Annotated in this window: 13 protein-coding genes and 1 pseudogene; 11 read left to right on the top strand and 3 right to left on the bottom strand. The window is 63.8% G+C overall.

Annotated features, from left to right (window positions below):
• Positions 1-30 precede the first annotated feature (30 nt).
• Positions 31-822 carry a lysophospholipid acyltransferase family protein gene (locus CKV91_RS01805; RefSeq protein WP_021105233.1) on the bottom strand — a complete coding sequence of 264 codons (792 nt, stop codon included), beginning with the start codon at positions 820-822 and terminating at the stop codon, positions 31-33.
• Positions 823-837: 15 nt separating this feature from the next.
• On the bottom strand, positions 838-1,680 hold the full coding sequence (locus CKV91_RS01800) for an SDR family NAD(P)-dependent oxidoreductase (RefSeq protein ID WP_051254824.1): 843 nt from the start codon (positions 1,678-1,680) through the stop codon (positions 838-840).
• Between the two features lie 70 nt (positions 1,681-1,750).
• Here CKV91_RS01800 and CKV91_RS01795 point away from each other — a divergent pair, with 70 nt between their 5' ends.
• The 11 genes and pseudogenes from CKV91_RS01795 to CKV91_RS01745 all read left to right on the top strand — a co-directional run bounded on the left by CKV91_RS01795 (position 1,751) and on the right by CKV91_RS01745 (position 13,010).
• Positions 1,751-2,551 (top strand): deoxyribonuclease IV, encoded by an 801-nt coding sequence (locus CKV91_RS01795; protein ID WP_065860858.1) that lies wholly within the window; start codon positions 1,751-1,753, stop codon positions 2,549-2,551.
• Between the two features lie 763 nt (positions 2,552-3,314).
• Positions 3,315-5,462 carry an AMP-dependent synthetase/ligase gene (locus CKV91_RS01785; protein WP_095140920.1) on the top strand — a complete coding sequence of 716 codons (2,148 nt, stop codon included), beginning with the start codon at positions 3,315-3,317 and terminating at the stop codon, positions 5,460-5,462.
• Positions 5,463-5,861: 399 nt separating this feature from the next.
• Positions 5,862-6,245, top strand: coding sequence for a rhodanese-like domain-containing protein (locus tag CKV91_RS01780; RefSeq protein WP_065860860.1), 384 nt, complete (start codon positions 5,862-5,864; stop codon positions 6,243-6,245).
• Positions 6,246-6,473: 228 nt separating this feature from the next.
• The gene (rpsF, locus tag CKV91_RS01775; RefSeq protein WP_021103558.1) at positions 6,474-6,764 is read left to right on the top strand and encodes a 30S ribosomal protein S6; all 291 of its coding nucleotides are present in this window, start codon (positions 6,474-6,476) and stop codon (positions 6,762-6,764) included.
• A 174-nt stretch (positions 6,765-6,938) separates the two neighbouring features.
• Positions 6,939-7,502 carry a single-stranded DNA-binding protein gene (locus tag CKV91_RS01770; RefSeq protein ID WP_021105225.1) on the top strand — a complete coding sequence of 188 codons (564 nt, stop codon included), beginning with the start codon at positions 6,939-6,941 and terminating at the stop codon, positions 7,500-7,502.
• 126 nt (positions 7,503-7,628) lie between these two features.
• Positions 7,629-7,865, top strand: coding sequence for a 30S ribosomal protein S18 (gene rpsR, locus CKV91_RS01765; RefSeq protein WP_021103556.1), 237 nt, complete (start codon positions 7,629-7,631; stop codon positions 7,863-7,865).
• A 17-nt stretch (positions 7,866-7,882) separates the two neighbouring features.
• On the top strand, positions 7,883-8,332 hold the full coding sequence (gene rplI / locus CKV91_RS01760; RefSeq protein ID WP_065860861.1) for a 50S ribosomal protein L9: 450 nt from the start codon (positions 7,883-7,885) through the stop codon (positions 8,330-8,332).
• A gap of 1,371 nt (positions 8,333-9,703) precedes the next feature.
• Positions 9,704-10,009: pseudogene (locus CKV91_RS09675) on the top strand (siderophore-interacting protein); the annotation flags it as partial.
• A gap of 66 nt (positions 10,010-10,075) precedes the next feature.
• Positions 10,076-10,510: a siderophore-interacting protein gene (locus CKV91_RS09670; RefSeq protein WP_231933821.1), complete on the top strand. Its 435-nt coding sequence runs from the start codon at positions 10,076-10,078 to the stop codon at positions 10,508-10,510.
• A gap of 717 nt (positions 10,511-11,227) precedes the next feature.
• Positions 11,228-11,800, top strand: a complete 573-nt coding sequence (locus tag CKV91_RS01750; RefSeq protein ID WP_065860862.1) for a 2'-5' RNA ligase family protein — start codon at positions 11,228-11,230, stop codon at positions 11,798-11,800.
• 370 nt (positions 11,801-12,170) lie between these two features.
• Positions 12,171-13,010 (top strand): undecaprenyl-diphosphate phosphatase, encoded by an 840-nt coding sequence (locus tag CKV91_RS01745; protein WP_065860863.1) that lies wholly within the window; start codon positions 12,171-12,173, stop codon positions 13,008-13,010.
• A gap of 602 nt (positions 13,011-13,612) precedes the next feature.
• On the opposite strand, the gene CKV91_RS01740 is transcribed toward CKV91_RS01745, so the two are convergent.
• Complete coding sequence (locus CKV91_RS01740) at positions 13,613-13,885, bottom strand: YciI family protein (protein ID WP_021103549.1); 273 nt, start codon at positions 13,883-13,885, stop codon at positions 13,613-13,615.
• Positions 13,886-14,400 lie beyond the last annotated feature (515 nt).

Genomic DNA, 14,400 nt, shown 5'->3' with positions numbered 1-14,400 from the left:
CTGTCGACGACGGTCGGCGTGTCGTCGATCTCACCCGGAATGGGGCTCCTCACCGGCAGGTTTCGTCGTCGACCGTTCCAGGGCGAGGGTGCGGGCGTATTCGGCAAGGGTGGGCATCCCGTATGCCCTGGCGGTCTGGTCATGCAACTCGATGATCTGACGGCGCACTCGTTCGGAGAACTTGTGGGCGATCTCACCAGGGGCCGGTTCCATCGGATGTCCGTAGACGACGTGAACCGGCGGACGCCCCTTGGGCAGCCCGCTGTCGCTGGGCATGGCGGCGAAGGCGCCAACGATGGCCACCGGGATGATCGGCACCTCACGCGAGATCGACAGGGCGGCTGTTCCGGGCTTGAACGTCCCCATGGCGCCGGTGCGGGACCGGGTGCCCTCCGGGAAGATGAGCAGCGGCACGCCGTCGGTGAGCAGGGACCCGGCCATCCCATGCGCGGTGGTCCCTCGAGTGGCCACCCGAGCCTTGCCCTTGCCTCGATCGACCGGAAAGGCATTGAAGAACATCACCGGTGTGATGGCGTGTAGCCAGTTGGTGAAGAAGTGGTCGGCAGCTGCCCCGGTTGCCAAGTACTTCGACAGCCGACGTGGCATCGACCCGAAGATGAGCGGTGTGTCCAGGTGCGAGGAGTGGTTGGCCACGACGATGTAGGCACCGTCCAGGGAATCCAGATTGGCAACTCCGTGCACGGTGACATCGGTGAGACGCCACACCAGCGGCTTGAGCAGCAGCAGGTTGGCGGCCTCCCGGCTCACTGCTGACAGAGTGCTGGTGTAGCGCCCTCGAGACTTGGTTGGCTTGGCCCCCATGTCATGTCTCATGGGTCAGGCCTCGGTGCTGTGTGTGGAGGGAGCGTTGTGCGTGGTGGGGGAATTCGTCGTTTGCGGGTGGTCGTCCTTGTCACGACTGGAACTCAGGGTGCGGGAGAGGAACCGCATTGCTGAGCGCGGGGCGTGACTGGCCACTGCGATGAACAGTTTCCACAGCGGGGTCGGCACGCTCACCACCTTGCCGCGGTCCAGATCGGCCAGGGCCTCGCGCACCAGCACGTCGGCCGGGATCCAGAAGAAGTCCGGAAGGTGGTTGGCCGTCACCCCGGCACGGGAGTGGAACTCGGTGTGCACCCAGCCGGGGCACAGGGCCATGGCGTGCACGCCGGTGCCGTGCAGCTCGTTGGCCAGGCCCTCGGTGAAGGTGAGCACCCAGGCCTTGAGGGCCGAGTAGTTGCCGGTGTTGATCCACGCGCTGGAGCTCGAGACGTTGAGGATGGCACCGTGCCCGCGGGAGACCATGGCACGCCCTGCCGCCGCCGACAGCTCCAGAACGGCGCGGCACATCACCTCGAAGGCGCGATTCTGCAACTCCAGCGAGTCGGGATCGAGGATCTTGGCGTGCACGGCAAAACCGGCGTCGTTGACGAGCAGGTCGATGGGGCTGTCCGGGTCTTCCAGACGCTCCGCCACCGAGGCCACGTCGTGTCGGTTGGAGAGGTCGGCCTGGATCGTCTCCACGCTCACTCCGTAGCGGGCCTCGATCTGCTCCTTGATCTGCGCCATCCGAGTGGTGTCCCGGGCGACGATGACGATGTCGTCGCCCCGTGACGCCAGCTGGGTGACGAACTCCCGGCCAATTCCCGACGTGCCGCCCGTGACCATGCTCGTTGCCATGACCACCAATCTACGGCAGCTTGCTTCCTCAGACCACAGCAGCCGAGGACTCTCTGGTTAGTCTTGGCCCATGAGTGCTCATCCCATCGGTTCCCACGTCAGTCTGGACGACGTCCTTGGTGGTCGTGTCGTGGGCAATCTGGCCCAGGTGACGGTCTCGGATCCCCAGTCGTGGAAGAAGCCACGCTTCGACAACCCGGGCGGGGCCCAAGCCGTCCGGGAGGCGGCGCAGAAGGCCGGTGTCACCGTGGTGGTCCATTCCCCGTTCGTCATCAACCTCGCCTCACTCAACAACCGGATCCGTATCCCGAGTCGAAAACTCGTCCAGCAGACCCTTGACGCCGCAGCTGAGATCGGGGCGATCGGTGTCGTCGTGCACGGCGGGCACGTGCGTCAGGGTGAGCCGATCGAGAAGGGGCAGGACAACTGGCGCAAGGCCATCGACGGATTCGACTTCCCGGTGCCGCTGCTGGTGGAGAACACTGCCGGCGGGGAGAACGCCATGGCTCGCACCCTGGAGCGACTCACCGGCACCTGGCAGGCGATCGGGGCGGCACGGGGTGCCGAGAACGTCGGATTCTGCCTGGATACCTGTCATGCGTTTGCCGCCGGTCTGGACATGAACACGCTCGTTGATGACATCCGAGCCATCACCGGACGCATCGACCTGGTGCACGCCAACGACTCCCAGGGGGCTGCGGGATCCGGACGTGATCGGCACGCCAACCTCGGGCAGGGGCAGATCGATCCGCAGGCATTGGGCGAGGTCATTGCTGCCGCCGATGCCCCGACGGTGGTGGAGACCCCGGGTGACGAGCCAGATCGCCGAGCCGATGTCGAGTGGATCGAGCAGGTCCTGAGGCGGCAGTGAACAAAAATGTCACCAGACCGGGGTGTGCGTCCCGTTCGTGACTGCAGCCAGCGCGGGCGGTATTTTTCGCAAGCTCTGGTCCGGCGCATCGAGTTCTGACCTGCATCGTGCTGGTTCGGTCACACCCGGCGGCTCCACCCATCTCCTGCTGAGCGGCGCTGACCTGATTGAGTTGTCGAATTTCACCGGGCGGGACTGGGGTCTCACCGGGCAGGGATTGTCCGTGGCCCGGGCACCGTGCGCAAGGTCGTTTTCGCCGGGGGCACTTGGTCTTGGCTTCACGCCCCTCGGAAGAGATGGTCAGGCCCCTGTGGGCTCCTGGCCCGTCCCCCATGGAGTGTCACGCTGGCGTTTGGCCCCTGTGCGTGGGCTCCTGGAGGGGCGCTGGGGAGAACGTACTGATGGCAATCGAGACTTTCCGGGCGGAGGCTGCCCACGGCCACACAGATTTGCCGAGGCTCGCTGTCAGGTCGGGTTCCTTGGGAAGGATTGCTCCACCACACTCGCGTTTTCACCGCCATCGTGAGCTGCCATGCATTGCAAGGCGGAGAGCTGCCGGAATGGACAGTTCTGTGCAACGAGTGGCGTGGGAGGTTGCCGTGGTCGAAGTGGTGAGCTGGTGGCTGGAACAGGGCTGGGGAAGGTCTGCGTGCGACCGTGCTGCCGCCCGTCTGGCGTGGTCACATTCCTGGTTGGCCACCGGTCAGACCGCCAGTGGCCGTAGGATGGATGCCATGAATTCGCTCTGCGGTCAGGAGTAGTGATGACGCAGGAATTGGCCGTCAACCACTTGGCGCATCTGTTCGCCCGCACGCGCTCCCAGCACGGTTTCCGTCCGGCCACCCGGGTACGCCGTGACGGGGAATGGGTGCTGCACACCTACGCCGAGCTGGGGCGTCGGGTGGACGCCGTCGCCCGCTGCCTGGTCGATCCGGGGTTCGTCACCGACGACGGACTGTGCCGCGGCGATCGTATCTCGATCTTCGCCCACAACTGCCCGGAGTGGCTCGAGTTGGATCTTGCGGCATTGACGGTCGGCGCGATCCCGGTGCCGATCTTTCCCACGAGCACCCCCGAGCAGATCGTCCACATCATCTCCGACGCGCAGGTGCGGGTGCTGGCCGTCGCCGACAAATCCTTGGCACAGCGCGCCTTGAGCGTAGCCGACCGCATGCCGAGCCTGGAACGAATCATCGTCCTCGACGGTGACCTGCCCGACGATCCTGCCATCGCCACGATCTCCTTCGCCGATCTGGTGGCTGGTGGTGGACTGGACGACTCCGGGGCGCTGACGTCAGATGGTTCGCGGTGGCCTGCCGTCGCGTCTGACGCGCAGCCCTCGCAGACGGCCCGCGTCGCCGAGCACCCGGGGAAGGGGCAGTCAGAGCCAGGAGAAGACCGACAGCGAGATGAACGCTCGGAGGGCTCGTCCAGCAGTGATCGGCCCAGTGTCGTCCAGGCGTCCATCACCGACCAGCCCGCCGGCCCCGTCCGTGACGCGCAGCAGGATCATCGTGCCCAGCTCGACGCGATTGTCGCCGAGCGGATGGATCAGGCTCGACCCGACGACGTCGCTGCCCTCATCTACACCTCCGGGACCACGGGTTCCCCCAAGGGGGTCATGCTCACCCACGAGGGTGTGCTGTCCGAGATCGCGTCGCTCGACGCCTTCTTCGACTTCCAGCCCACCGACCACTCGCTGTGCTTCCTGCCCCTCTCCCACGCCTATGAGTGGGGTTGGTCGATGACGCTCATCAGCCACGGCTGCCTCAACACCTTCGTCACCAATCCCAAGACGGTCGGTTCGATGCTCGCCGAGGTGCGTCCGACGCTGTTCGTGAGTGTTCCCAAGCTCTATGAGCAGGTCATGACGGTGGCCCAGGAGAAGGTCTCCGACTCCCCGGCCAAGAAGCGGATCTTCGACTGGTCGTTGCAGGTGGGCAAGCAGTGGTGGGACGTCGGTGAGGCCGGCGGCACCCCCGGGCGCATTCTCAAGGTGCAGCACAAGCTGGCTGACGCTTTGGTGCTGCACTCCATTCGGGACGCCGTCGGTGGCCCCAAGAAGGTGCTGGCCGCCGGCGGTGCCCCACTGCGCAAGGAGGTTGAGGAGTTCTTCGCGGCCTGTGGGATCCTCGTGAGTCAGGGCTACGGACTCACCGAGGCCAGCCCACTGGTGAGCTTCAACTGCCCGGCAGCCCACAAGTTCGGTACCGCGGGGCGCCCGATCCACGGTTCCAGGATCCGCATCGCCGACGACGGCGAGGTGCAGTACTGGGGCAAGAACGTCATGAAGGGCTACTGGAACCAGCCGGAGGCCACCGAGGCCGCGTTCGACGACGGGTGGCTGCGCACCGGCGATGTCGGACGTCTGGACGAGGATGGCTACCTGCTCATCACCGACCGGCTCAAGGACATCATCGTCACCCTCAACGGCAAGAACGTCGCTCCCCAGCCGATCGAGGCCGAACTGCTCAAGGACCCGCTCTTCGAACAGGCCGTGATCCTGGGCGACAATCGCCCCTGCCTCACCCTGCTCGTCAAACCGTCCCTGCCGCAGGTCGAGCAGCTGGCCGAGCGCCTGCACATCACGAGCCTGTCGGCCAACGAGAAACTGCGCAGCCCGGAACTGGCCGAGGAGATCCGCAGGCGGGTGGCCGAGCTGAGTGCCAAACTGCCCCACCAGGAGCAGATTCGGGATCTGAGCGTGCTGTGGGACGAGTTCACCACCGACAACGGACTGCTCACCCCGACCCTCAAGGTGCGCCGTCGTGAGGTGGAGAAACGATTCACCGGTGTGATTGAGGAGATGTACTCCAAGATCGCCATCCGACGTAAGGGCGGTGCCGGCAAGGATGCTCGCAGGAACGGCAGGGTGCACAAGGACGGCGGGTCCAACGGACAGCGTCACTGAGCATCACATGGGGCCGAGCCTGAGCGAAGAACTCCGGTTGGGGTTGCGGGCAACATGAGATGATTTTCGATCCGTGGTTCGGGCCCGGCTCCCGGGTGGGGCAGGCCAGGGAAGCTCTTCAGCCCGATCTCCCCACGAACGGGCCAGCCCCTGCGACCGGGACCTGACCAAGGGTGCCTGCTTCCCCTCGCTCACCTCTGGGCAATCGTGCCCACGTGGGGTGCGGGGGCAAGGACCACGTCCACCCCGACCCCCATGGCTTTCCGACCGTGTCCACGTGGGTGCGGGACTCCAGGGGTGGGGGGTAGGGCTGTGCGCCTGCCCCTCTGCGCCCCCGTCAGGCAATGACAAAAATTCCCGCCAGACCCCCGCCTTCCGCACTCTCGTAGACTTTCACCCATGGGACTGCGCAATTTCCTCACCAATCACGGCATGCCCTCCGATGGCATTGACGTGCCCACCGCACTGACCGCCCTGTCGAAGGGTGGGGTTCTCGTCGACGTGCGAACCGTGGGTGAGTTCGAGGCTGGCCATGCCCCCGGCGCCCGACGGGTGGGTCCCAAGGAGCTGCTCTCCGACCCGATGTCGGCCGTCTGGGCCGATGACCCTCTGGCGGAGCCGGACCCGCATTTCGTGCTGATGTGCGACACGGGACTGCGCTCCGGGCATCTGGCCCATGCAGTGCGGGAGCAAGGTTTTCGAGCCGATTTCATCACCGGCGGTCTGCTGGCTTGGCGCGAGGCGGGGGAGATCCTCATTCCCGGTCCGGAACGTCGACGCTGAGACGGTCGACCTCATTCGTCGTCTGTTTTTCGTCGCCACCGGGGATCTGCTTCGTTGGTCGAGGCCGTCCCCTCGGCTTGGTCCACGGGGCCTGAGCAGATATAGTGAAAGCTCGGCGTCCTGTATTGACGTCGATGTCACACCGGCCAACTGGGGTGACAGGCATTACGCCCTCCTGCCACGGGACGTACCCGTGGCCGCAGAGACCAGAGGAGGTGGAGTCAGCGTATGCGTAAGTACGAGGTCATGATCCTTATCGATCCCACCGTCGAAGAGCGCCAGGTCGATTCCGTCATGGAGAAGTACCTGAAGGTTGTCACCGACGAGAAGGGAACCGTCGACAAGGTCGACGTGTGGGGCAAGCGTCGCTTGGCCTATGAGATTCAGAACAAGTCCGAGGCGATCTATGTCGTCCTCAACGTGACCTGTGAGCCGGCGACGGTTCAGGAGATTGATCGTCTCTTCGCCATTGACGAGAAGATCATGCGTACCAAGGTCATGCGTCCGGAGATTCACTGAGCAACCCCTCACGTGAGAGGACGCCCGCTGCGACTACCGGGCACCTGGTTGCCGTGTGGACCTGCTGGTCGATGAAGTTTGACAAGAAACTGTCTCACCAGTCGGGTAGACATGGAACCAACGGAGTCACGTGAGTGACCCATCGATCCACGCCTTTCTGATTCGGAGTCTCACATGGCAGGAGAAACATCCATCACCGTGATCGGCAACCTCACCGCCGATCCTGAACTGCGTTTCACCCCGTCCGGGGTTCCCGTGGCCAACTTCACGGTCGCCTCGACGCCGCGCACCTTTGATCGCCAGACCAACGAGTGGCGGGACGGCGAAGCCATGTTCCTCAACTGCTCGGTGTGGCGGCAGTATGCCGAGAACGTCGCCGAGTCGTTGTCGAAGGGCATGCGAGTCATCGTCCAGGGCAATCTGCGTGCACGCAGTTACGAGGCCCGCGACGGCAGCCGTCGTACCAATCATGAGATCGACGTCCAGGAAGTGGGCCCCTCACTGCGGTACGCCTCGGCATCGGTGACCCGAAATCCGTCCGGTCAGGGCGGGGGACGGGGTTCCTTCGGCGGCAACAACCAAGGTTTCGGCAATGGTGCAAGCCAGTCGTTCAACGGCGGCGGGCAGAGCCAGAACCAGGGCCAGGGATCCTACGTGTCCTACGACCAGACCAATGACAACCGCGGCGGCGGTACGGACGTCTGGGGCCAGGCCAGCAGCGAGGAACCCCCATTCTGATCCATGTTGCCTCGTGCGAGGCAACCCCCACATTCCATCAATCCATCGTCAGGTTCCGCGCCCCGCATGGGGTAGGGACAGGCACATTCCGGCGAGAGCCGGGCTTCTCAGAAGGAGAGCACCACAATGGCCAGTCCACAGCGCAAGTCTGTGAAGAAGAAGGTCGTCCCGGTCAAGACCGTCCACATCGGAGAGGTCGACTACAAGGACACCGCAATGCTACGCAAGTTCATCTCTGAGCGCGGCAAGATTCGTGCCCGTCGCGTCACCGGACTGTCGGTGCAGGATCAGCGCAAGGTCGCCATCGCGATCAAGAATGCGCGTGAGCTTGCCCTGCTGCCGTACGCATCGACGGCTCGCTGAGGACGGAGGGACGACACATGAAGCTCATTCTCACCGCTCCGATCGACAAGCTGGGTGTTCCCGGCGACATCGTCGAGGTCAAGGACGGCTACGGCCGTAACTACCTACTGCCCAACAACTACGCCATCCGGTGGACCCGTGGCGCCGAGGTGCAGATCGACCAGATCAAGCGTGCCCGCGCCGCCAAGGAGATCAAGACCAAGGAGCAGGCCGAGCTGGTCCGTTCCCAGCTGGAGGATCTCAAGGTCCAGATCACCGTCCAGGCCGGCAAGTCCGGACGCCTCTTCGGCGCCGTCACTCCTGCCGACATCGCCCTGGCCGTGAAGAAGGCTGGTGGTCCAGCCTTGGAGAAGCGTTCCATCGAGATCGCCAAGCCGATCAAGACCATCGGTACGCACGCTGTGGCCGTGAAGCTGCACAACTCCATCACGGGGCATGTCAGCGTCGAGACGGTCGCCGCCAACTGAGTGCGGCCTGAACCAAACTGAGTTTGGTGTGAGGGGCTCCCGGAATCCCGGGAGCCCCTCACACATGTTTAGGGGTGTCCGTAGCGCGGCGCTGGCAGTGGGATCGGTAGGCGGGATCGGTAGAGGGCCCCTCCCATGTTTGGAGAGCCGTGGACGACACGGTCGACGAACGACAGGATTGGTAGTCCCATCTGTGCATGTCGAGGTGGTTCTCCGCTATCTCGGCGGGGTGAACATCACCACCCCGGCAACGCGCACTGACTCGACGGGATACGGCCGTGGTGGTCGTCGGGATCTGGTCGTGGCGTCCACCTCGTCGGCTACCGGATGATCGCGCGATCAGCGAGTGATTCTGTTGCGGAATTCTCGCTCCTATCTCGCGCACTACCCAGTCATGTCTCGTGGCGGCGGTACTGTCTCGGTAATCCCATGGCTGACGGATCTGGCCTGGCGCGTGGTCTGAAAGTTTTCTGACGATGCACCACCAGGTGGGGAATTTCTGTTGCCATGTCTCCCCGGGGTCGACATTTTTGTCACACCGTCATTCGTCTTCGCACCTGTGGGCTTCTCGGTTGAGGTGATGGTCCTCCCTGCAGCCCACATCGGGGGCTGCTTCTTGAGGTACCCATCAGGAGGAGGGCTTTTCGTGACGAAGCCCTTCGTCAGAATTTCTGAAGTACTGCGTGCATGGCACTCATGGCCTGGCGCTGGGGAGACTGACAATTTTTGACACTCCCCGAGAGGTGGGGGCATTTGCGTGTCCGAACCAGGTTTCCGACGACGAAGTCCCCGCCGACTTGGACCCGGCACCTCAGTCTTGAATCCGGTGACCCCGGCACCCCAGCTTGACTCCGGCATCCCAGTACCTGATTTTGAGCTTCCCGAGGTTGCTTCCCGAGTGTTGCCGGTACTTATCACCGAGGCGTTCTCGCTCCCGAGGCGTTCCCGTGTCATGACCAAGGGGGTCGACATTTTTGTCACTCGAGGCTCGGTGGCGCAGTTTGCGTGACTCCATCAGTCGTGGGGTGATGTTTTTTGACACCTCCGGTGTCGGCCATTGCCGCTGTCGTTCCAGTGGGATTCGTTCTCGCTGTTCTGCGGGTGGTGCAACGACTGTTCTGCGGGTGGTGCGACAGGGGAGAGGCACCGTCCCAAGGACGAAGCAGTCTATCCAGGGATGAAGCAGCGTACACCGTCGTCCCGTGGGAGCACGCCGCTGACAATTTTTGACGCTCTGGCGGTGCCCCAGACATGTGAGTGACTGAGCCCCAGGGGAACTGACAGTTTTGTGCAGAGTCGTTGTGGGGGTTCGTGCAGAGGTGGTGCAAGACCACGTCAATTTTTGATAACGATTCGTTGCGAAATTTAGGTATGCTCTCGTCCATGTCAAAGGGACAGCGCCTGGTGCGGGTCCATGACGTCCGCCACGAGATCCCACACGTCATCTCGATCGACTTCGAGCCGTGCGGTATGCCACCCATCACCTCGGTTGATGACCACGTGAAGGTGGTTCTGCCACCTGATCGCTCCGATCCTCGCCATGACGACGATTCTGTCTCCAAGCCGCTGCTGCGTACGTACACTCGCCGCCGATGGTTCGAGGATGGCAGGTGGGGTATCGACGTGTTGCAGTTTGGCCCCGAAACTGGCGCTGCGGCCCACGATGGCCCTGGAACCCAGTGGTCGAGAACTGTCCAGCCGGGCGACGAGGTTGTGGTGCGTGGCCCCGGCGGCCACTGGCAGATGCCCGATGATCTCACCCATCTGCTGGTCGTCGCCGATGCCGTCGCGCTACCAGCAGTCGCGAATACCCTGGCTGTCCTGCCAAGATCCGCTGTGGCAACCGTCATTCTGGCTGGGGGACACCATGACTACCCCCTGACTGCCGACGAGCGGTTCACAGTCGTTCGAGTCCCTCGAAACCCTGATGGATCCCACGACCCTGCCAGTGTCATGTCAACCGTGCGGGAACTCGAACTCCCGGATGACGTCCATGCTTTCGTCCACGGTGAGGCAACAATGGTCCGTTCGGTGCGGCGCCATCTGCGTCTCCAGCGCAATCTCACCAAGGATCACGTGCACCTGTCCGCATACTGGTTTGCCGGGCGGGACGCCGACGGATGGCGAGCCATCAAGAAGGATTTCAACCAGTCGATGGAGGCCGAGTCCGGCGACTGAGCTGCTTGGTGTCGGTCACAAATGGCAGGTTTCTTGATCGAGTTCCTGCCCACCAGAGATCCGGTGTGTCGGTTCGGTTACCGCGCTCCAATTCCCGTGGTGTCATGCCTTGTCGTGCCGCGTTTTCGCCTCGGCTGACATTTTTGTCACCACGGGTCGCTGGACAGCTTTACAAGGATCGAACCAGGTTTCTGGATGCAATAGGCGTGTGGCGCTGTCACAGGTAGTACGTGTGGTGCAGGCACGGGTAGTACGGCGGCGCTGTCACGGGCAGCATGTGCGCTGGATCTGCCACGACCAATCCCGTGTGCCCCCACGCGTCACTGCGGATGCCCGTGCGAAATTTCCCGCCACAGGTGGGTGAGAGGCATGCATCTTCCCGATCATGCCGTGAGATGTCAAAAATCGTCACGGCGCGAGTGACGGCGACTCGGTGAAGATCATCAATTGCTCAGGTGCCATCCGTCCGGGCTGCACAGCGCAGGCCCTCGGGTACGTCTGGGCGCAACGCCGCCGAGGCGTGGTACGGTCTCCTGCGCTGGAAATGGAGTTCGCAGATCAGAAAGTGCCGGTGCTGTCCGTATCGATCGGTTATGGGATCCACCGCTGCGGGTATCTCGCTGATGGCGGTGGTGCTGTCCACACCGGCCAGCCACGGGATCCACACCTGTGCGAGGCTGAGTGCTGTGGATGATGCAACAGGGTGATGGAGGGCGAATGCCGACGGATGACTGGCAGAGCGACGTCGTGTTCACTCATGTCATGTCCCTCATTCTGGATGAGGCTGCGCAGCGCACCGTCCGCCACATTCGCGAACAGATGCGTGCTCACGGGCTGCCGGTGATCGATCAGCCTGCACACATCACCCTCACCTGCGTTGACCGCATCGAGGGAATCACCGCCGAGGTGGCTGGGGACGAGTGGCCGCGTGACGTCATCCTCAACACCGCCTGCCAGCTTCCGGATTCCCAGAATGTCGTGTCACTGTGTCCACATCCGCCAGACGCTCCGCCGAGTATCGCCGCGAACCGGGCGGACGAATCGCTTGCCAGGCCACACCGGCTGCTCCATGAACGGCTCGCTGGGACTGGTGCGACGACTTTCAACTACTACGCTCCGGGGCGCTGGCACCCGCACGTCACTCTTGGGTACGGGGTGCCCGCCGAACGTCTGGACGAGGCTGCCCTTCTTCTGCAGGAGTGGGTTCCGATGCGGGTCGGGGTCGACTCGCTCACCTTGTGGCAGGTCGGTCCGGATCACTACCGATCCACGACGGTGATGAAATTGTGAGCTGGTCGGCGACCAGAGTGAACTGGTGGCACGAGACGGTCGGGTGTGTCTGGGCAGGGGCCGATCGGCGCCCTGAGTGAGCTGATTGCCGCGAGACGGTCCGGTGAGTGTCTGGTGCAGCTGGTCAGCCGATCCGGGTGAGGCGTTCTGCAGCTCGGTATCAGCGTCTGTCGGCGGTGGCGTGGGTCGGGTGTGTCTGGGCAAGGGCCGTGCAGCGCCGTGACGTGGAGCTGGCTGCGAAGCGAGGAACGCGCGTCATCACTGCAGGCCATCATCAAACGGTCACACGAGATCGCAGCAGATTTGAGCCAGTCACGTACACTGGCCGGGCGCGCGCCCACCCGCGCGCTGGCTGATGAAAGGTTGGACAGTGAACTGGCTCCACGCCGTCATCCTCGGCATCGTCGAGGGAATCACCGAGTTCCTGCCGGTGTCGAGCACCGGCCACCTGAGGATCGTCGAGAAGCTGCTCGGCTACGACATTCAGGGGGCGGGGATCACCGCATTCACCGCCATCATCCAGGTGGGGGCGATTCTTGCCGCGATCGTGTACTTCTGGTCCGACATCGTGCGGATCGTCGTCGCCTGGTGCAAGGGGCTGGCCAACACGTCGGCTCGCGAGGATCCCGACTACATCCTGGGGTGGGGGATCATCATCGGCTCCATCCCGGTGGCGATCGTCGGGCTGGTGTTCAAGGGCGCGATCGAGACGACGTTGTCGTCACTGTGGGTCGTTGCCGGGGCACTCGTCATCTGGTCGGGCGTCATGTGGGTGGCGGACCGTCGTACCGATCTCGATCGCGGCATGAAGCAGGTGTCACTGGTCGATGCCGTCATCATCGGATGCTTCCAGGCGTTGGCCCCGCTGTTCCCCGGGATCTCACGATCCGGGGCGACGATCTCGGCGGGCCTGTTCCGCCGGTTCGACCGTCCGACGGCCACCCGGTTGTCGTTCTTCATGGGCATCCCGGCCTTGGTCGCCGCCGGGATCTACGAGGCGATCGGGGCTTCCGGGGACATCGCGCACTCCTCGATCGGCTGGGGGCCGACGATCGTCGCCACCGTCGTGTCGCTGCTGGTGGCATACGTCTCCATCGCCTGGCTGCTGAAGTTCGTCTCGTCGAACAAGTTCACTGGGTTCATCTGGTACCGGGTGGGGTTGGGTGCGCTCATGATCGTGCTGCTGGCCACCAATGTGGTGACGGCCTGATCGGGTCATGACGCGATCAGGCCCCGCCGACATGACGCCCGAGGGCCCGGCGCATCTGGTGGCCTGGTCCTGGCGGTGCCGAATGGTCGGGTCTCCTACCGTCGCGGCTGGCACACCGCCGTACCCGCTGCTGGGGAGCGGACGCGAGAGATTCTCCGGTGGTGCCTCGGAGCTGCTCTGCTCGGGAGAGCACCCAAGTTCACCGGACTGGATTCTCCCGTACAGCCCTGAGCTACTCCTGGGGCGGGAACTCGCGGGGCCATCTGGGGCCAATGCTCAGCTTGGCTCCAGTGCGATCAGACTCCGGTGGTCGCCTGGCCAGTGCCGATCAGGTCCCGGTTGTCGCTTGGTCCCAGCGCAACCAAGCCCCGGTAGTTGCCGCCCCCGACCAAGCTCCGTGTGGTCAGGCCGACAGGCCTGCATGGAACTGCCTTCCAGAAACTGCTCTGCAGGGAAACAGGGCCACCACACAATCATCTGAGGCCGCGAACGGCTCGACCTCGCCGTCATGCCGGAAATCCAGCTGCCTGGTCGGGTGAGGGCAATGCCCGGGTACTGGATCTGTGCTGGGGACGACGTTGTCACCCAGCACAGATCGGGGCTCAGAACGGGAAGTTCGTCCGCCATTCACGCACGCTGACCACGCGGACGGCATCTGCCGGGTAGGGGTCGGAGGCCATGAGTTGGTCGAGTTCTGCGCGATCCTTGGCGAGGTAGACGAGTACGGCGCCAGTACCGTCCGCCAAGGGGCCGGCGTTGGCCAGCTGGTGGCGTTCCATGAGGCCGTCAAGGTATTGCAGGTGCTGGGGACGGATCGCCAGGCGCTCTTCCTCGTGCGCGGGATCGTAGCGAGTTTCGACAATGAAAGCTGACATGGCGACAGCGTAGCGCCGCGCATCCAGGTACGCGGGAAATTGATCGATTCATGATGACCAATCATGTGGTTGTGACGTACCGGGAATCTCATTGGTGTGCCACACATGGTGACGGGGCGCCTCTCCGCGTCACCGAGGCAGCCGCGTCGGGAAGTTCCTACGATGCCCATCTCGTGCTCCTGCCTCAGTACACGCTGGAGTGGACCTGGCTGGCATCTGCCGGCACCTTCTGTCTCGTGCCGCCCGCCGCCCGTGAGCGGCCAGATCGGCGCCTGGCCGTCCTTGATCGGTACCAAGCCGGCCTGATCGGCACAAGTCCGTCCTCGGAACGGGTCAGATCGGATCGGTGTCAGGGGTGTGGGAAAGTACTCCACAACCATCGCCTTCCTGTGGATAACCTTTCGGAACGTGGGGACAACGGCGATGGAGCGCGGCGTGGCAAGGTTCGGTCATGGTGGCATGCTGTGCCGAAAAACCGCGTCATGTCGCGGTTGTGGAATGACATCGATGTGTTT

This window comes from Cutibacterium granulosum, assembly GCF_900186975.1.
Taxonomy (GTDB): domain Bacteria; phylum Actinomycetota; class Actinomycetes; order Propionibacteriales; family Propionibacteriaceae; genus Cutibacterium; species Cutibacterium granulosum.
This window is presented reverse-complemented; position numbering and strand designations above follow the sequence as displayed.